18 protein-coding genes are annotated in these 17,248 nt (G+C 65.0%); 11 read left to right on the forward strand and 7 right to left on the reverse strand.

Features of this window, described 5'->3' with window-relative positions; translation table 11 throughout:
• Positions 1–53 precede the first annotated feature (53 nt).
• From MTX35_RS25970 to MTX35_RS06725, 3 genes are all read left to right on the forward strand, one after another.
• Positions 54–1,730, forward strand: a complete 1,677-nt coding sequence (locus tag MTX35_RS25970; protein ID WP_243594229.1) for an FUSC family protein — start codon at positions 54–56, stop codon at positions 1,728–1,730.
• Between the two features lie 151 nt (positions 1,731–1,881).
• Positions 1,882–3,693 (forward strand): 2-isopropylmalate synthase, encoded by a 1,812-nt coding sequence (gene leuA / locus MTX35_RS06720; RefSeq protein WP_243594230.1) that lies wholly within the window; start codon positions 1,882–1,884, stop codon positions 3,691–3,693.
• Between the two features lie 205 nt (positions 3,694–3,898).
• A complete protein-coding gene (locus MTX35_RS06725; RefSeq protein WP_243594231.1) occupies positions 3,899–4,276 on the forward strand; it encodes an SHOCT domain-containing protein in 378 nt (125 codons plus the stop codon).
• Here MTX35_RS06725 and MTX35_RS06730 read toward each other — a convergent pair.
• Positions 4,245–5,156 carry a LysR family transcriptional regulator gene (locus MTX35_RS06730; protein WP_243594232.1) on the reverse strand — a complete coding sequence of 304 codons (912 nt, stop codon included), beginning with the start codon at positions 5,154–5,156 and terminating at the stop codon, positions 4,245–4,247. The genes MTX35_RS06725 and MTX35_RS06730 overlap by 32 nt on opposite strands.
• A 72-nt stretch (positions 5,157–5,228) precedes the next feature.
• On the opposite strand from MTX35_RS06730, the gene MTX35_RS06735 reads away from it, so the two are divergent.
• The 3 genes from MTX35_RS06735 (at position 5,229) to MTX35_RS06745 (ending at position 8,244) form a co-directional block, all read left to right on the forward strand.
• Complete coding sequence (locus MTX35_RS06735; protein ID WP_243594233.1) at positions 5,229–6,125, forward strand: EamA family transporter; 897 nt, start codon at positions 5,229–5,231, stop codon at positions 6,123–6,125.
• A gap of 153 nt (positions 6,126–6,278) precedes the next feature.
• Complete coding sequence (locus MTX35_RS06740) at positions 6,279–7,541, forward strand: Mur ligase family protein (protein ID WP_243594234.1); 1,263 nt, start codon at positions 6,279–6,281, stop codon at positions 7,539–7,541.
• Entirely contained in the window at positions 7,534–8,244 is a 711-nt protein-coding gene (locus MTX35_RS06745; RefSeq protein ID WP_243594235.1) for a type 1 glutamine amidotransferase, read from the forward strand. The genes MTX35_RS06740 and MTX35_RS06745 overlap by 8 nt, the downstream gene beginning before the upstream one ends.
• Positions 8,245–8,276: 32 nt before the next feature.
• On the opposite strand, the gene MTX35_RS06750 is transcribed toward MTX35_RS06745, so the two are convergent.
• From MTX35_RS06750 to MTX35_RS06760, 3 genes are all read right to left on the reverse strand, one after another.
• The gene (locus MTX35_RS06750; protein ID WP_243594236.1) at positions 8,277–9,284 is read right to left on the reverse strand and encodes a type IV toxin-antitoxin system AbiEi family antitoxin domain-containing protein; all 1,008 of its coding nucleotides are present in this window, start codon (positions 9,282–9,284) and stop codon (positions 8,277–8,279) included.
• 126 nt (positions 9,285–9,410) lie between these two features.
• Positions 9,411–10,019, reverse strand: coding sequence for a recombination mediator RecR (gene recR, locus MTX35_RS06755; protein WP_032379989.1), 609 nt, complete (start codon positions 10,017–10,019; stop codon positions 9,411–9,413).
• 3 nt (positions 10,020–10,022) lie between these two features.
• Positions 10,023–10,334 (reverse strand): YbaB/EbfC family nucleoid-associated protein, encoded by a 312-nt coding sequence (locus tag MTX35_RS06760; protein ID WP_243594237.1) that lies wholly within the window; start codon positions 10,332–10,334, stop codon positions 10,023–10,025.
• Between the two features lie 149 nt (positions 10,335–10,483).
• Here MTX35_RS06760 and MTX35_RS06765 point away from each other — a divergent pair, with 149 nt between their 5' ends.
• Complete coding sequence (locus MTX35_RS06765; protein ID WP_243594238.1) at positions 10,484–11,134, forward strand: hypothetical protein; 651 nt, start codon at positions 10,484–10,486, stop codon at positions 11,132–11,134.
• On the opposite strand, the gene MTX35_RS06770 is transcribed toward MTX35_RS06765, so the two are convergent.
• Positions 11,131–11,565, reverse strand: coding sequence for an SRPBCC family protein (locus MTX35_RS06770; protein WP_243594239.1), 435 nt, complete (start codon positions 11,563–11,565; stop codon positions 11,131–11,133). The two genes, MTX35_RS06765 and MTX35_RS06770, sit on opposite strands and share 4 nt — an antisense overlap.
• A 257-nt stretch (positions 11,566–11,822) precedes the next feature.
• Here MTX35_RS06770 and MTX35_RS06775 point away from each other — a divergent pair, with 257 nt between their 5' ends.
• A complete protein-coding gene (locus MTX35_RS06775; RefSeq protein WP_243594240.1) occupies positions 11,823–13,268 on the forward strand; it encodes an FAD-binding oxidoreductase in 1,446 nt (481 codons plus the stop codon).
• Positions 13,265–14,581, forward strand: coding sequence for a class I SAM-dependent methyltransferase (locus MTX35_RS06780; protein WP_243594241.1), 1,317 nt, complete (start codon positions 13,265–13,267; stop codon positions 14,579–14,581). The genes MTX35_RS06775 and MTX35_RS06780 overlap by 4 nt, the downstream gene beginning before the upstream one ends.
• A 12-nt stretch (positions 14,582–14,593) precedes the next feature.
• Here MTX35_RS06780 and MTX35_RS06785 read toward each other — a convergent pair whose 3' ends face one another.
• Positions 14,594–15,376 carry an alpha/beta fold hydrolase gene (locus MTX35_RS06785; protein WP_243594242.1) on the reverse strand — a complete coding sequence of 261 codons (783 nt, stop codon included), beginning with the start codon at positions 15,374–15,376 and terminating at the stop codon, positions 14,594–14,596.
• Positions 15,377–15,404: 28 nt separating this feature from the next.
• Positions 15,405–16,337 carry an oxygenase MpaB family protein gene (locus MTX35_RS06790; protein WP_243594243.1) on the reverse strand — a complete coding sequence of 311 codons (933 nt, stop codon included), beginning with the start codon at positions 16,335–16,337 and terminating at the stop codon, positions 15,405–15,407.
• A 23-nt stretch (positions 16,338–16,360) separates the two neighbouring features.
• Here MTX35_RS06790 and MTX35_RS06795 point away from each other — a divergent pair, with 23 nt between their 5' ends.
• The gene (locus MTX35_RS06795) at positions 16,361–16,933 is read left to right on the forward strand and encodes a TetR/AcrR family transcriptional regulator (RefSeq protein WP_243594244.1); all 573 of its coding nucleotides are present in this window, start codon (positions 16,361–16,363) and stop codon (positions 16,931–16,933) included.
• 26 nt (positions 16,934–16,959) lie between these two features.
• Positions 16,960–17,220: an acyl-CoA-binding protein gene (locus tag MTX35_RS06800; protein ID WP_008712642.1), complete on the forward strand. Its 261-nt coding sequence runs from the start codon at positions 16,960–16,962 to the stop codon at positions 17,218–17,220.
• The last annotated feature ends 28 nt before the right edge of the window (positions 17,221–17,248 follow it).

Consider the following 17,248-nt stretch of genomic DNA (forward strand, 5'->3'; position numbering starts at 1 on the left):
GCTGGGAGTTCAGGGTGGTTCGCCTGCGGATATGCCTGTCCTAACATGTTCGAGTGACCGTTCCCGAGCATCGCCCACCCCCGCCGGCTCGAGGTCTGAAGGTGCTCTTCGGGCTTCCCGCTGTCGGCCGTCGTTGGCCCGGTGGACTGCGCTCGGCTCTCGCGTTCGGGATCCCCGCGATCGCGGCGTGGGTGCTCGGATTCCACGCCGAGGCACTGCTGGTGGTCTCGGGCAGTTTCGCCGTCATCTACGGCGAAGGTCGTCCCTACCGCTCACGATGGTGGGTGGTTCCGACCGCGGGCGGTGCGTTGACGGCGTCGGTGTGGCTCGGCGCGACGGCCGGGCAGATGGCGCTCGATCTCGGTAACACCGGCTGGGCGCAGATGATCCCGGTGGCGGTGCTGTCACTGCTGGCTCTCGTCGCGGTGTACGTCATAGCCGCGCTGCGACTGGGACCGCCGGGAGCGTTCTTCTTCGTGCTGGTGTGCGCGGTGTCGTCGTACGTCCCCGGAGCCGGCATCGGTGCCGGGCACGCAGCGGCCTGTGCGGCCATCGGTGTCGCGTCGGCGCTGCTGGTGGCGATGTCCGGGGTGCTGTGGGATCCGCGTGGACCCGAGCGCGAGGCCGTCGGAGCCGCGGTGGGTGCCATCGAGAAATACACGGGCTCGCCGACGGCGTCTGCCGCCGACCGTCACGCGGCCGCCGCGCGTCTGCATTCGGCCTGGTCTGCGGTGTACGACGCGGGTGCCGCGCGGTTGTCGTCGAGACCGGTACTGGTTCGGAGATTGTTCGACGCGCACCTGGCCTTCGCGGCGACGATCTCCGAACGGACGGATCCGGATCGCGCGGTCGACGCCGTGCCCGATCAGCTGCCGCTGGCTCGGCCGGGCGTCGGGTATCGGTTGCGGCGCTCTCTGCATCGGGACTCGCATGCGGCCTCCACGGCCATGCGGGTGTTCTGCGCGGCAGCGGCCGCGGGCAGTCTCAGCGTCGCGCTGGGTCTGAGCCGACCGGACTGGGCGATCCTCGGTGCCGTTCTGGTACTGCAGCAGGGTCCCGATCGGGTGCACGGCACCTATCGGGGACTGCAGCGGCTCGGCGGAACTCTCGCCGGCGTGGCGTTGTTCTCGGCCATCTTCCTCTCCCCGCTGACCGGCCTGGCCGTCATCGTGGTGCTGATGGTGTTGCAGTTCGCGATCGAGGTGTCGGTGGCGCGCAACTACGGCCTGGCGGTCACGTTCATCACGCCGCTGGCCCTGCTGATGGGGACGCTCACGCACCCGGGTGCCGTGCTGCAGGACATCGTCGTCGACCGGATCGTGGAAACGACGGTGGGCGTGGCTTTCGCCTTCGCGGCCCTCTGGCTGCTGCTTCCCGCGGCGTTTCGTCGAACTCTGAGGTGGTCCGACGGCCGAGTTCTGTCGCTTGCTGCCGAACTGCTGACGGTGGTGCCCACCGAGGACGTGGCTGCGCCGAAAGCTCTCGCTGTGCGGCGGGACCTTCAGTTCGAGCTCGTCGGGTCCGCTCTCGCAGGTGCCGAGGCCGCGCACAACGATCGGCGGTGGGCGCACCGGGTGTGGCCGCAGCACGCCGAGGTCGACCGCCTCGGGTACCAGCTGCTCGCGCACTGTTGGACGGTGACCGACGTCGGACGAATAGATGACATCGAGCAGTGGCAACGACGACTCGACGTGGTGACCACAGAATTCGACGCGTCAACCCTGGGGTGAGCCGTCGGCGAGCGGTAGTACACTCGGCCCATGCTGCGAGCTCTCCTTCTTAACAGCCGCGACGGGGTCTGAGACCAGACTGGCTTCCCGTCGCGGGGTTCGTTGCGCCGGTCGAACACATTGCTCTGATCTGTACGGAGAGACGAAGACCATGTCACCAGCCGACGCATTCACCTCGGGATCTCGCACCATCACCCCGCCCTCGCGGCCCGCTCCCAGCGACCAGCCTGCGTGGAACACCCAGAAGAACTCCTCGATGCCCACGTTCCGCTATCGGCCGTTCGCCGAGGAAGTGGAGCCGATCACCCTCCCCGACCGCACGTGGCCGGACAAGATCATCGACCGGACGCCGCAGTGGTGCGCCGTGGATCTGCGCGACGGCAACCAGGCGTTGATCGACCCGATGAGCCCGGCCCGCAAGCGCCGGATGTTCGACCTGCTCGTCCGCATGGGCTACAAGCAGATCGAGGTCGGCTTCCCGTCGGCCAGCCAGACCGACTTCGACTTCGTCCGCGAGATCATCGAGGACGGCGCGATTCCCGACGACGTCACCATCCAGGTGTTGACGCAGTGCCGCCCCGAGCTGATCGAACGCACCTTCGTCGCGTGCGAGGGTGCCCGCAGCGTCATCGTGCACTTCTACAACTCGACATCCATCCTGCAGCGACGCGTGGTGTTCCGGGCCGAGCGTGATGTCATCAAGAAGATCGCCACCGACGGTGCCCGCAAGGTCCTCGAAGAAGCAGCCAAGTTCCCCGATACCGACTGGCGCTACGAGTACTCCCCCGAGTCGTACACCGGCACCGAGCTCGCCTACGCCAAAGAGGTGTGCGACGCGGTCACCGCGATCATCGATCCCACCCCCGCCAAGCCACTGATTCTGAATCTGCCTGCCACCGTCGAGATGGCGACGCCCAACGTCTACGCGGACTCGATCGAGTGGATGAGCCGCAATCTCGATCGCCGCGACAGCATCGTGCTGTCACTGCATCCGCACAACGACCGCGGAACCGGTGTCGCTGCAGCAGAACTCGGCTACCAGGCCGGCGCAGACCGCATCGAGGGCTGCCTGTTCGGCAACGGCGAACGCACCGGCAACGTCTGCCTGGTCACGCTCGGGCTGAACCTGTTCACCCGCGGCGTCGATCCGCAGATCGACTTCTCCAACATCGACGAAATTCGCCGAACGGTGGAGTACTGCAACCAGCTGCCCGTCGCCGAGCGTCACCCCTACGGCGGCGACCTGGTCTACACGGCCTTCTCCGGCAGCCACCAGGACGCCATCAACAAGGGCCTGGACGCGATGAAAGTCACTGCGGACGAACAAGGTACGGACATCGGAGATGTCACCTGGCAGGTTCCGTACCTGCCCGTCGACCCGAAGGATGTCGGTCGCACCTACGAGGCGGTCATCCGCGTCAACTCGCAGTCGGGCAAGGGCGGCGTCGCGTACATCATGAAGTCCGATCACGGACTGAACCTGCCGCGTCGACTGCAGATCGAGTTCTCCCAGGCCGTGCAGCGCATCACCGACGGCGAGGGCGGCGAGGTCTCGCCCAAGGAGATGTGGGACGTCTTCGCCGAGGAGTACCTGACCCCGATCCGGCCGCTCGAGCGCATCAAGCAGTCGGTACAGGCTGCAGAGGTGGACGGCGGAACCGACACGATCGTCGCGACGGTGAAGGTCGACGGCGTCGAGCAGGAAATCTCCGGATCCGGCAACGGACCCCTCGCCTCGTTCGTCGACGCGCTGTCCACCATCGGCTACGACGTCAGCGTCCTCGACTATTCCGAGCACGCGATGTCCGCAGGCGACGATGCTCAGGCCGCGGCCTACGTCGAAGCCTCTGTCACCTCTCCTGATGGAATCGCCACCACCGTGTGGGGCGTCGGAATCGCGACGTCGATCACCACTGCATCACTGCGCGCAGTGGTCTCGGCTGTGAACCGCGCACTGAAATAGGTTCTCTGCTCGACGGCACGCCGCTCACCTTTCGGGGTGGGCGGCGTGTTGCATTGTGGAGTCCTCACGAACGACAGCGGGCGCGGTCGATGCGTGGCTCACTCGGACCTCCAGCCACCAAAGGGACCAAAGACCCGTGTGCACGGGTGCCGCGAATGCCACACTGGATCTGCCGTCGGGGCACCTTAGAGAATGGAAGTTCGCCATGGACTCTTTCTGGGATTTTCTTTGGCTTCTCATCGTCGGGTTCGCCTTCGTGGCCTACCTGATGGTGATGTTCTCGATCATCGGAGACCTCTTCCGTGACCACAAGACATCCGGGGTCGTCAAGGCCCTGTGGGTGCTCTTCCTCATCATCGCGCCGTTCTTCACCGCGCTGGTCTACCTCATTGCCAACGGCAGCAACATGGCCAAGCGTCAAGTTGCTGCCCTGCAGCACGCCAAAGACCAGCAGGAGGACTACATCAAGCACGTGGCCGGGCGGTCGGCATCGGAGGAGATCGCACACGCAAAGGCGTTGCTGGACAACGGAACGATCGATGAGGACGAGTTCAGGACGCTGAAGGCCAAAGCCCTGTCCTGAACTCCGCTTCCGCCCTGAACGCGTCGAGCACAGCGGCGATCGCGGGCAGTCGTGCGGCCGCGGGCCTCGTCGCGAGTTCGTAGATGCGGCCGGCCCGCACACCGGACAGCTCTCGACGCACCAGACCCGGATGCACGACGGCATAGCGCGGCATCAAGGCCACGCCGTGCCCAGCGGCGACGAGGGTTTCGGTCACTCGAAAGTCGTTGATCCGTTGAACGACTCGGGGCTGCACTCCGGTCACGGAGGCCACCGAGAGCAGCACATCGTCGACCGGAAAACCACCGCGAACGCTGATCCATCGCTCGTCGATCAGACTCCTCAGATCGATCGAATCTTGCTGCGCCAGTGCGTGATCGAGAGGCAACACCAGATCGATGGGTTCACGCATCAGGGTCGTCACGTCGATCCGTGGACCCGCCGTCGACGGAGCCCGATCGTCCCGGTGGGTGAGCACCACGTCGTAGTCGGCGAGTAGTTCGGGCACCGAGGATGCCGGCAGATCCTCGTCGCGGGCGTCGATGTCGACGTCCGAGCCCGCGAGACGGGTCAACACTCCCGGCAGGAGCAGCGCGGCACCGGACGGGAACAGTGCCACGCGGACGCGTCCCCGCGGGGACGCTCGATAACGATCCATCTCCGCTGCCGCGCGGGCCAGAGCAGCGAGAACATCGTCGGTTCGCAGCACCAAGGCACGACCGGCGTCGGTGAGGCGCAGCCGACGGCCGTCGGGCTCGAGCAGTGTCACGCCGGCCTCGCGAGCCAGCAACTTGAGCTGTTGAGACACTGCCGACGGAGTCATCGACAACGCGTCGGCGACCGATGCAACGGTTCCACGGTCGGCGAGTTCCGACAGGATCCGGAGCCGCTCCACGTTCATGCAGAAAATCTTAACTGTCTGTGCGGATATATTCGATTGTGCTGATCATTTGCTCCCGTCACGATTGACGACATGACCACCCGCGACCGCCTGCTCGGATTGACCGTCGCCGTGCTGTGGGGGCTGAACTTCCTCGCCATCCGCGTCGGGCTCGATCACTTCCCGCCCTTCTTCTTCGCCGCGCTGCGGTTCCTCGTCATCGCCGTTCCGGTCGTGATCTTCGTCCCGCGGCCGAAGGTGCCCCTGAAGTGGTTGCTGCTCTACGGCTTCGGATTCGGCTTTCTTCAGTTCGCCTTCCTGTTCGCAGCGATGGCGGCAGGGATGCCCACCGGGTTGGCGTCGCTCGTATTGCAGTCGTCCGCGCCGTTCACCGTCGTTCTCGGCGCGCTGTTACTACGCGAACACGTGAGCCGCAGGCAGGCGATCGGGATCGGTGTGGCCGTGCTCGGCATGGTGCTCATCGGGTGGGATCGTGCCCAGAACGCCACCCTGCTGCCGGTGATCCTCACCTTGCTCGCCGGTCTGGGCTGGGCCTTCGGCAATCTCGGGAACCGACTCGCCAAGTCCGACTCCCCGATGACACTGATGCTGTGGATGACCGTCATCCCGCCGTTGCCGATGTTGGCGCTGTCGGCGGTCGTCGAGGGCCCGAGCACGGGCTGGCACGCGCTCGCCGACTCGTTCGGTTCGCAGGGCTGGCCCGGTCTGGTCGCGTTGGCCTACATCGTGATTCCGGCCACGATCATCGGTAGCGGCCTGTGGAGCATCCTGATGAGCCGCAACCCCGCCGGACTGGTTGCACCGTTCTCACTGCTGGTTCCCGTGGTGGGCATTGCCGGTGCCTGGATCTTCCTGGGCGAGAACCCCTCGGTGCTGGCGCTGATCGGTGGCGTCGTCGTGATCGGCGGCTGCCTCGGCGGTATGGCCGTCCGGCGGCCCGCCGAAGTACAGGAGAAAGCGCCGGTGTGAGGGGCGGGAGTGGAGCCTGCGGAACGACCCAGGGGTAGCGGGAGTGGAGCCTGCGGAACGACCCAGGGGTAGCGGGAGTGGAGCCTGCGGAACGACCCGGGGCCAGAAACCGCCGACGTGAAACTGCATGCTCTTTTGTGCCAGACTCGGCGGATGGTTGAAGTGGGTGAGCGCAGACGTATCGGCGCACGTGGCCGCGTGGCACTGCGCGCGGCGGAGCTGGCGACCTGGGCGTCCCGTAAAGCAGGCCGCGGTAAGGGATCGATGATCGGCGGGCTCGTCGCCCTCAAGATCGATCCGAACATCCTCGGCGGACTCGGCCGTGGTCGACGCACCGTCATCGTCACCGGCACCAACGGCAAGTCCACCACCACCAGAATGACCGCCGCGGCCCTGGCCACCCTCGGCGACGTGGCCACCCAGGCGGACGGCGCGAACATGGACGCGGGCATCGTCGCGGCTCTGCACGCGCACTTCGATGCCGAACTGGCTGCCCTCGAAGTCGACGAACTGCACGTCCCGCATGTGTCCGACGCCGTCGAGCCCGCTGCGATCGTGTTGCTCAATCTCAGTCGCGATCAGCTCGACCGCGTGGGCGAGATCAACATGATCGAACGTAAGCTGCGCGCCGGATTGGCCCGGCACCCCGAGACCGTCGTCATCGCCAACTGCGACGACGTCCTGGTCACCTCGGCCGCATTCGACGCCCCGAACGTCGTGTGGGTCGCCGCCGGTGGCGGGTGGGCGGGCGACTCGGTCAGCTGCCCACGCACTGGCGAACCCATCCTCTGGGAGGGCGAACACTGGTACAGCACCGGCAGCGACTTCAAGCGTCCGACCCCGGATTGGTGGCTGGACGACGAGAATCTCTACGGACCCGACGGACTCGTCCTGCCGATGACGTTGTCGCTGCCCGGAAAAGCCAACCGCGGCAACGCAGCTCAAGCAGTAGCCGCCGCGGTGACGCTGGGCGCGACCGCGGAAGATGCGGTCGCAGCCGCGTCGAGCGTCGACGAGGTCGCCGGGCGCTATTCCACCATCCAGTACGGTTCCCATTCCGTCCGAATGCTTCTCGCCAAGAACCCCGCCGGCTGGCAAGAGGCGCTGTCGATGATCGACCCCACCTGCGATGGACTCGTCATCGCCGTCAACGGTCAGGTACCGGACGGCGAGGACCTGTCGTGGCTGTGGGACGTTCGCTTCGAGCATTTCGAGAACGTCGCCGTCGTCGCCGCCGGTGAGCGCGCGACCGACCTGGGAGTGCGGCTCCTCTACGCCGGTTCGCAGCACACCACCATCGCAAATCCGTTGCAGGCCATCGCTTCCTGCCCACCGGGACGCGTCGAGGTACTCGCCAACTACACCGCGTTCCGTGATCTCGGTCGCGCGTTGGCACGTGAGGTGAAGGATGTCTGAGTCCACCGTTCGCATCGGCCTCGTTCTGCCCGACGTGATGGGCACGTACGGAGACAACGGCAACGCGCTCATTCTGCGACAGCGGCTGCGCATGCGCGAGATCGACGCCGAGGTCGTGCAGATCACCCTCAGCGATCCGGTTCCCGATTCACTCGACGTGTACACCCTTGGTGGAGCCGAGGATTCGGCTCAACGCCTGGCAACGCGTCACCTCACCCGATATCCAGGATTGCAGAACGCCGCGGCTCGCGGTGCCCCCGTGCTGGCGATCTGCGCCGCGATCCAGGTACTCGGCCACTGGTACGAGACCTCCGCCGGAGAACGCGTCGACGGCATCTCCCTGTTCGACGTCACCACCGCACCGCAGGCCACACGCTCCATCGGCGAGGTCGTCACCGAACCTGCGCTCGACGGCCTGACACAGAAACTCACCGGCTTCGAGAACCACCGCGGTGGAACGACTCTCGGTCTGGATGCATCCCCACTCGCCAAGGTCACCCACGGGGTGGGCAACGGCGTCGGCGACGGCCGCGAAGGCGTCGTACAAGGTTCTGTGATCGGCACGTACATGCACGGCCCGGTTCTCGCCCGAAACCCGGAGTTGGCGGACTACCTGCTGGAGCGGGCCTTGGGTACGGCTCTCGCTCCGCTCGAGCTGCCCGAGGTGGCTCGCTTGCGCGAGGAGCGGCTTCGCCGCACGTGAACGAAACTTCGTAGCCCACTACGAATTTCCGCTCACAAGGTGCACCGTTCACACGGGTACGACGCGTCGTCCCATCCCTCTCTGACCAGCACCTCGCGGACCTCGCGATACACCCCGCACGGGTCTTGGGTCACTTCGTGCCAGCCGTACATCAACCGCGGCAGGTTACGTAGCTCGGCGGCATTGTCGCGTCTGCGATCGCGAAAGCGTCGTTGCTTGGCAGCGTGGAAGGCCTGGCCGTCGAGTCTGACGATGAGGTCGCAACTCTCGTAGCAAATATCTTCGAAGAGCTGCCTGCCGTCGACGAACACCGGGGCCTGTCGCTGCGCGGCAGGTAGGCCGTGCGCCTGCTCGACGTCGAGCACGTAACGGTGCTCCAGCGCGGAATGAACCCCGTCGCGCATGAGAGCCAGGGTGTGCAGAATCGGCTTCAGGTAGCGCATCGGTCGCCGAGCCTCGATCTTGCGCGTCATGGCCGCAACGTTCACGCCACCCGAGGACATCGTCGAGACCAATGTGATCGTCGCTTGCCTCGACGTCCGCTCCGCGACGACCAGGTCCAGGACCGTGTCGGCAGTGCTCGTGCGCGCAGGATTCGACTCGATACCGATGTGTCCCATGGCACGGGAACGATGGACGACGACACCTGGATGGATTTGCTCGTTGCTCTCCGAGGTGAAGTTCTGCTTGGCGTGCCTCATCGTCGGTGGCCTGCTGGTCGCCGAGCATCCATAAGGAACGGTGACGTGCACGGGGCCTGGCCCGGGCCTGACCCAACCCCACTCCTCGGCGGCGGTACTGTGGCTGAGCAACGCTCCCCGCCCCGCATACAGCAACGCTGCCGACAGCTGCATCTGACGAGTCAGCGGCCCGTTGGTCACCGATATGACCCCACGAAATACCCTCAGCCACTGACCGGTTTCCACGCAATGATCGATCGAGTCCTTGTTGACGCCGTGCTCGTACATCTGCTTCGTCGTGATGATTCCGTGCTGAGCGTCCAGTAGCCGCTGCCAGGTACCCGCTGGTCTCGTCCTCATGGACCTCAGAATGGTCGATTCGACGTGACCGCGTCAGAATCTATCCACAGGCTGTGCATAACTCGGGGTCGTGAGCACAAATTCGACCCCTGCTACGAAGTTCCGTGCACGTGCGGCGAAGCCGCTCTACATACGTCGACGTCCGGTCAGAGCGCGGCCCAGCGTCAGTTCGTCGGCAAATTCGAGGTCTCCGCCCATGGGCAGACCGGATGCGAGGCGGGTAATCGCCAGGCCGGGGAAGTCTCGCATCATGCGCACCAGGTACGTGGCCGTTGCTTCGCCCTCGGTGTTGGGGTCGGTAGCGATGATGACCTCGGTGACGTCCACTCCGTCGTCCTGAGTTCCCACGCGAGTCAACAACTCTCGGATGCGCAGCTGGTCCGGACCCACACCGTTCAGCGGATCCAGCGCTCCACCGAGCACGTGGTAGCGGCCCTTGAATTCTCGCGTACGTTCAACGGCCTGAACATCTTTGGGCTCTTCGACGACGCAGATCATCGACCTGTCGCGTCGTGAGTCGGCGCAGATTCGGCACAGTTCCTTGTCCGAGACCGTGCCGCACACGATGCAGAACTGCACACCATCGCGGATGCGCTGCAGTGCGCGCATCAGCCGGTCCACCTCAGGCGGTTCGACACCGAGGAGGTGAAAGGCTATGCGCTGAGCGCTCTTCGGACCGACCCCGGGAAACTTGCCGAGTTCGTCGATCAGATCCTGAACCGGACCTTCGTACACCGCCTAGAACCCGGGCAGGCCGGGCATGCCACCGAGACCACCAGCGAGGGGGCCCATCTTCTCGCTCGCGACGTTCTGCGCTGCCTTCGACGCATCGGCGATGGCACCGATCACCAGGTCCTGCAGGGTCTCGACGTCGCCGGGATCGACGACCTTGGGGTCGATGGCCAGTCCGACCACCTCACCGGTTCCCTTGACCGTGGCGACTACGAGTCCGCCGCCCGCCTGGCCGGTCACTTCGGTTTCCGCGATCTCGGCCTGCGCGGCCATCAGCTGCTGCTGCATCTGCTGGGCCTGCTGCAGGATCGATGCCATGTCGGGCTGCTCACCGGGTTGCACTGTGCCGTCCTCTCGCGTGGGTCGAAGCAAACACCAGCGTAGTCGCACGGGGTTCGAGGACTCGCGTCCGCACACGCCCCACGTCTGAGCATCCGTCACTTCTGAGCCCCCCGTAGCCTGAAGGCATGAACGCGCCGGCGAGCCCAACCCCTCGCAAGCGTCGGGTGACTCCCGAGACCATGGCCGAGGCAGGCATTGCACTGACCCTGTCCAAAGTGACGGTGAAGTCGGTGGCCGACAGCCTGGGCGTCTCGATCGTCGCGATCTACAACAACATCGACGATCTGTGCTCCCTCAAGGCCTTGGTGGCAGAGGAGATTCTGCGCCGGTGGTCGCCGCCGCTTCCCGGTGACGACGAATCGATGCACGACGCGTTGCTGTCACTCGCCTCGGCGATGCGCGAGCTGGTGCACACCAACCCGGGCATCGCGGAGTACCTGATCGGCCTGACTCCCAGTTCCATCGACGGCCTTCGGATGGCCGACGTGGTGCAGACGAGCTACCGGCTGCGCTACGACCTCACACACAAGCAGGCGACATGGGCCGTCATCACTGTCGTCGAGCACGCCATCGCACTAGCAGAGATCGTCTACAACGAAGCCCGACGCGATCGTGAGTACGACGACGCCATTGCCGCTCGCACCGACCTCGAGACTCTCCCCGGGGCGTACGACACGGTCGACCGTGGACCCGACGGCATGTTTCTGTGGTCGATGCGCACCGTGGTGGTCGGGACCCTGGCGCTCATCCAGGATCCCGACTTCGAGAAGGTCTAGATCAACTCGCGGCGCAGATTCTCCAGCGTCGCGGCCTGGATCTTCTTCAGACCGAGCGGTGCGAACGTCTTCTCGAAGAATCCGCCGATTCCGCCCGCGCCCTTCCATTCCGTCGTCGTGGTGACCGTGGTGCCTGCGCCGTCCGGGGCTACGGACCAGGTGGTGACCATCGAAGAGTTGGCATCGCGTTCGGTGATGGTCGATCCGGCGACGCTGACGGTCGCGGCGACGTTGCGCACTCGCTTCTCGGTGGCCTGCAGGGTCCAGGTGGCCACCGTTCCGTCTCCTTGCCCGCCCTGCACCACCTCGTAGTCGCGGTACTGCTCGGGCAGGATGCGAGGGCGCACCGTCTCGTAGTCGGCGAGAGCGGCGAGTACCCGATCGGGCGTGGTGGCGATGGTTGCGGAACTGGATGCACTGACCTGAGCCACGGAAACGTTCTCCTTCTCTAGCGAACGGGATGTGCGTCCATCCTGCCTCCCCTCGGAACCACATTCGGCATCGCGCCGACACATCTGTGACGTGCTTCACAAGTTGAATTTCGCACCCGTAAAACACATGCATGGCCCAACCATTTGTCCTGTTTGCTCCGATTCCCCACTCCGATTCGGCAACAGTTGCGTGAAGTTTCACCGGTCGGACGCCGATGCCGGTGGATACCACGCGGTACGAGATATAGCGTCAATACGTGGCTTCAGTGAATGCTCTTCTCGGACGACGGCCAGAACCGAGGGAGAGCGGTTACGCAGCGCACCGGTCGGGTGTCGAGCAGTTGCTTCGCAGCTATCGCGCAATTCCGGCCGCTGCGACGGTGCGTCTGGCGAAGAAGACGTCCAACCTGTTCCGGGCCCGGACGACCACCACCACGCCTGGGCTCGACGTGTCGGGACTGAGCAAGGTCATCACCGTCGATCCCGCCTCGCGCACAGCCGATGTCGCCGGCATGTGCACGTACGAGGACCTGGTCGACGCGACGCTTCCCTACGGCCTCGCTCCCCTCGTCGTCCCGCAGCTCAAGACGATCACCCTCGGTGGTGCCGTCACCGGCCTCGGCATCGAGTCGACGTCGTTCCGCAGCGGTCTCCCGCACGAGTCGGTACTCGAGATCGACGTACTCACCGGCAGCGGCGAGATCGTCACCGCAACGCCAGAGGGCGAACACACAGATCTGTACTGGGGCTTCCCCAATTCCTACGGCACCCTCGGCTACTCGACTCGGCTGAAGATCCAGCTCGAGACCGTGCTGCCGTATGTCGCGTTGCGCCACCTACGATTCCACGACCTCGAGACCCTTCAGTCGACGATGGACACCATCGTCACCCACCGCGAGTACGACGGCATCGCGGTCCAATACCTCGACGGCGTGGTCTTCAGCGCCGACGAAAGTTACCTCACGCTCGGCGTTCAGACCGACGAACCCGGGCCGGTGAGCGACTACACCGGTGCCGACATCTTCTACCGTTCGATCCAACACGATTCGGACACACCGAAGACCGACCGGCTGACCATTCACGACTACCTGTGGCGCTGGGACACCGATTGGTTCTGGTGCTCCCGCGCATTCGGAACCCAGAACCCGACAATTCGACGCTTCTGGCCGCGTAAGTACCGACGCAGTAGTTTCTACTGGAAACTGATCGGCCTCGATCGCAAGTACGACATTGCCGACCGACTCGAGAAGCGCAAGGGAAAGCCGCCGCGCGAACGCGTCGTGCAGGACGTCGAGGTTCCGATCGAACACACCGCCGGCTTCGTGACGTGGTTCCTCGACAACATTCCGATCGCGCCGTTGTGGTTGTGCCCGTTGCGTCTTCGCGAGCCGGCGGCCCCCGGCGCCAATCCGGCCCGGCCGTGGCCGCTGTACCCACTCGAACCGAAGCGCACCTACGTCAACATCGGCTTCTGGTCCTCGGTACCGATCGTTGCCGGCGAACCCGAGGGTGCCGCGAACCGCGCCATCGAGAAGAAAGTAACCGACTTCGACGGGCATAAATCGCTGTACTCGGACGCTTACTACACCGAGGATGAATTCGCTGTGCTGTACGGCGGCGACAGATACGAAGAACTGAAAAAGAAATACGATCCCGAATCCCGATTGTTGGATTTGTACTCGAAGGCGGTGCAACGCAAATGACGACGTTCAAGGACTCCGGCAATCGCACGGTGAACGGTGCCCAGAAGCTCAAGATCTCCGAGATTCTCGAACTGATCTCCGACGGCAACATCCCATTGCGTTTCACCGCATACGACGGCAGCACCGCAGGACCCGAGGACGCGAAGATCGGCCTCAACCTCAAGAGTCCCCGCGGAACCACCTATCTCGCAACTGCTCCCGGCGACCTCGGCATGGCGCGTGCCTACGTCTCGGGCGACCTGGAAGCCACCGGCGTTCATCCCGGCGACCCGTACGAGTTGCTGGCGCTGATGGGCGACGAGCTGCATTTCCGTCGACCGTCGGCGATGACACTGACGTCGATCGCGCGTTCGCTCGGCTGGGATGTGTTGCGGCCCATCGCTCCCCCGCCCCAGGAGGCGATTCCGCGGTGGCGTCGTATCGCAGAAGGTCTGCGTCACTCCAAGACTCGCGACGCCGAAGCGATCCATCACCACTACGACGTGTCCAACGCCTTCTACGAGCAGGTGCTCGGCCCCTCGATGACGTACACCTGCGCGGCGTTCGAGAGCGCGGACCACTCTCTCGAGGCTGCACAGGAGAACAAGTACCGCCTGGTGTTCGACAAGCTCGGCCTGCAACCGGGTGATCGCCTGCTGGACATCGGCTGCGGGTGGGGCTCGATGGTGCGCTACGCCGCACGCAGAGGCGTCCGGGTCATCGGCGTGACGCTCTCCCAGGAGCAGGCGTCGTGGGCGCAGAAAGCCATTGCCGACGAAGGACTTTCCGACCTCGCCGAGGTGCGCTTCTCCGATTACCGCGACGTACCCGAGACCAACTTCGACGCAATCTCGTCGATCGGACTGACCGAGCACATCGGCGTGCAGAACTATCCGTCGTACTTCACCTTCATCCAGTCCAAGCTGCGTGACGGCGGTCGGCTGCTCAACCACTCGATCACCCGGCCGGACAACCGCGCCCATGCCAAGGCCGGCAGCTTCATCGACCGGTATGTCTTCCCCGACGGGGAGCTCACCGGCTCGGGCCGCATCATCACCGAGATCCAGGACGTCGGACTCGAGGTTCGCCACGAGGAGAATCTGCGCGAGCACTATGCCCTGACCCTCGCCGGATGGTGCCGGAACCTTGTCGACAACTGGGATGCCTGCGTCGCCGAGGCCGGTGAAGGAACAGCCCGAGTCTGGGGCCTGTACATGGCCGGATCCCGCCTGGGCTTCGAGCGCAATGTCGTTCAGCTGCACCAGGTTCTGGCGGTCAAGCTCGGACCGAAGGGCGAAGCAGGCGTCCCCCTGCGGCCTTGGTGGAACGGCTGACGCATGTGAGCGCTAGCGACCTGTCGCCCGCAGGATGACCCGGGCCGTCTCGGTCGGCTGATCCCAGTGCGGGAAGTGTCCGCATTTGTCGAACCAGTGCAGGGTGGCGTCGGGGAATCGCTCCAGCGCCACCTTTGCCTGGCTGGGCGTCGTCACCTTGTCCTGGCGACCCCAGCCGATGAGCAGTGAACCCTGCAGTGAGCCTTTCGTGGCACCCAACTGCTTCGGCCCGTGAATCAGGGCCTTGCGCGCAGCGTCGAGCGACGGTGACGTCTTGGAGGAGAAGCCCTTCAGCTCCCGCTCGACCAATTCACTCGGCAGCTTCCAGGGAGCAGCCGAGAACTGAGCCAGCGCAGCCGTTCTGGTGACGGGGTTGCCGGCCAGGAACGGCACCAGCGGCTGCACGTTCTTCATCAGCGCCAACGACGCGGTGATGGTGGCTCCGAAGATCTTGACCTGACGGTCGTTCCAGAATCCGCCGGGATCGAGCGCCACCATCGACCCCCGATGACCGCGGCGGGCCAGTTCGACGACCATCCGAGCGCCCATGGAGCTACCGACGAGGTCGGCGTCGGCCAGTCCCTCGTTGTCGAGGAATTCTCTCAGGGCGTCGGTCAACGTCGCGATGGAGACCTCTGCCAAAGGCGGAGTCTGCCCGAAGCCGGGCAGGTCGAGGGCGATGACCTCTCGATGCTTGGCGAGGGCAGGAACGATCGGGTCCCAGTTTCGGTGCGAGGACCCGAGCCCGTGGACGAGGACGATCGGGGTTCCGGTTCCGGTTCTGACGGTATGCATACCCGCGTGGTACCCCGAGCGCGCCGATCTACACCTTCGGGCTGTAATGCGAAGGGTCCGATCGTCGCTCCACGGGCGGCAGATTTCGGGCCGGGGTGTGGACGAGCGGTGTCGTCGAAGGGATTCTCCCCGTGGCGCGATCCCAACCGGCGCGGCCCCGCGGGTGCAGGCGACGACGCGGCGGCACCACCCCGAACACGAGGTTCACCGCCTTGCCGAACAGCGCGAAACGCTTTGCGTCCCGGTCCGACCAGCTGTAGCCGAGAAGTGTGCGTACCGGCTCGTCGTAGAGCCCGACGGTGATCCAGACGAACAGCCTCGCCACCGGACGACGGAACACGGCCCAGATCGGCTCGGGTAGCCAGGATGCGTACGGCGGTGGCCCCAGTGTCGACAGGTCCAACACCCCACGCGCGGCCATGTTGTCCTCCAACACGGTGCTGCACATGTGGTTCCAGTACTGCTGGAACTCGGGCCAGGTGGCGGGTACCGACCGCATGCTCATGCCGTAGAGGCGGTACCACTGCACGTGCTCGTCGAACAGCTGCACCTTCTGCACCTCTGTCAGTCCGCCCATGAAGTGGTCGGCGGTGAGCACCGTGCCCATGAAGAAGGTGGCGTGCGCCCAGTAGAACGTGTCGGGATCGAGTGCGTGGTACTTGCGCCCCTTGGCGTCGATTCCTTTGATGTTCGTGTGGTAGCCGCGGACCTGCAGTGCGGTCTCCTCGGCACGATCGCCGTCGAACACGACCCCGCCGATGGGGTACAACGATCGGTACAGGCGCTGCCAGCGCTCGTCGAAGAACGTCGAATGCTGCTCCACCCCGGCCCCGAGCCCCGGGTGCATGTTCTGCATCGACCCTGCCCAGACGCCCTGCAGCATCCCACGCCAGTCGCCGAAGTACTTCCAGGTGAGCGAGTCGGGACCGAGCGGGACCGGACGATCACTCTGACTACGCATGTTGTCAGACTAGAGTTGACAACATGCGTAGTCAACAGCTGGAGGAGCGCAGAACCAAGCGGTACGACGCATTGCTCGCAGCCGGGGTCGAGCTCCTCGGCTCCCCGGACGGGCCTGCTGTCAACGTGCGCGCCGTCTGCCGTACCGCCGGACTGACCGAGCGCTACTTCTACGAGAGCTTCACCGACCGGGATTCGTTCGTCCGCGCCGTGTATCAGTGGGTGGGCACCAGGGCTCGAAACGCTCTGCTCGACGCCGTCAGTGCGGCGGCCACCCCCGAGGACACCATCGACGCGCCGGTCCGAGCATTCGTCGAACTCATCATCGACGAACCGCGAACGGGGCGGGTACTACTCATTGCGCCGTTGGCCGAACCGGCGCTGAGCCGCCGCGGTCTCGATCTGCTGCCCGGTTTCGTCGAACTGGTCCACACACAACTTCCCGACACCGAAGACCGACAGCTGATCGCCGTCGGAACGGTCGGCGCGCTGACCGCTCTGTTCATCGGCTACCTCGACGGCACCGTGACCGTCAGCCGTGACGCTCTCGTGGCGCACTGCATTCGGCTGATTTCCACAGCCTCCGTGCAAGGATGACACCACCTCGACCAGAAGGAGTTTTCATGTCCGATCTCGACCAGTCGTTCGCCGATGCGCAGGTTGACGTCAAGAAACTCACGTCCAAGCCGAGCAACGACGATCTACTGAGCCTGTACTCGCTCTACAAGCAGGGTTCGATCGGTGATGTCTCGGGTAAGCGGCCGGGGCGGCTGGACATGGTGAACCGTGCGAAGTTCGATGCCTGGGCGAAGCTCGAAGGTACGAGCCAGGATTCGGCGAAGCAGCAGTACGTGGATCTGGTGACCAAGCTCCTCGCCGGCTGAGCCAACGGCTATGGTCGAGTGCGGGGGT

The sequence above is a fragment of the Rhodococcus sp. ARC_M12 genome, from assembly GCF_022810385.1.
GTDB classification, from domain to species: Bacteria; Actinomycetota; Actinomycetes; order Mycobacteriales; family Mycobacteriaceae; genus Rhodococcoides; species Rhodococcoides navarretei.

Bases quoted from the DNA above. Each gene is read 5' to 3' on its own strand.
- MTX35_RS06745 (WP_243594235.1), top strand. From the start codon at position 7,534: ATGTCTGAGTCCACCGTTCGCATCGGCCTCGTTCTGCCCGACGTGATG.
- MTX35_RS06765 (WP_243594238.1), top strand. From the start codon at position 10,484: ATGAACGCGCCGGCGAGCCCAACCCCTCGCAAGCGTCGGGTGACTCCC.
- MTX35_RS06760 (WP_243594237.1), bottom strand. From the start codon at position 10,334: ATGGCATCGATCCTGCAGCAGGCCCAGCAGATGCAGCAGCAGCTGATG.
- MTX35_RS06740 (WP_243594234.1), top strand. From the start codon at position 6,279: ATGGTTGAAGTGGGTGAGCGCAGACGTATCGGCGCACGTGGCCGCGTG.
- MTX35_RS06750 (WP_243594236.1), bottom strand. From the start codon at position 9,284: ATGAGGACGAGACCAGCGGGTACCTGGCAGCGGCTACTGGACGCTCAG.
- MTX35_RS06735 (WP_243594233.1), top strand. From the start codon at position 5,229: ATGACCACCCGCGACCGCCTGCTCGGATTGACCGTCGCCGTGCTGTGG.
- MTX35_RS06800 (WP_008712642.1), top strand. From the start codon at position 16,960: ATGTCCGATCTCGACCAGTCGTTCGCCGATGCGCAGGTTGACGTCAAG.
- MTX35_RS06730 (WP_243594232.1), bottom strand. From the start codon at position 5,156: ATGAACGTGGAGCGGCTCCGGATCCTGTCGGAACTCGCCGACCGTGGA.
- MTX35_RS06790 (WP_243594243.1), bottom strand. From the start codon at position 16,337: ATGCGTAGTCAGAGTGATCGTCCGGTCCCGCTCGGTCCCGACTCGCTC.
- MTX35_RS06725 (WP_243594231.1), top strand. From the start codon at position 3,899: ATGGACTCTTTCTGGGATTTTCTTTGGCTTCTCATCGTCGGGTTCGCC.
- MTX35_RS06780 (WP_243594241.1), top strand. From the start codon at position 13,265: ATGACGACGTTCAAGGACTCCGGCAATCGCACGGTGAACGGTGCCCAG.
- leuA (WP_243594230.1), top strand. From the start codon at position 1,882: ATGTCACCAGCCGACGCATTCACCTCGGGATCTCGCACCATCACCCCG.
- MTX35_RS06795 (WP_243594244.1), top strand. From the start codon at position 16,361: ATGCGTAGTCAACAGCTGGAGGAGCGCAGAACCAAGCGGTACGACGCA.
- MTX35_RS06785 (WP_243594242.1), bottom strand. From the start codon at position 15,376: ATGCATACCGTCAGAACCGGAACCGGAACCCCGATCGTCCTCGTCCAC.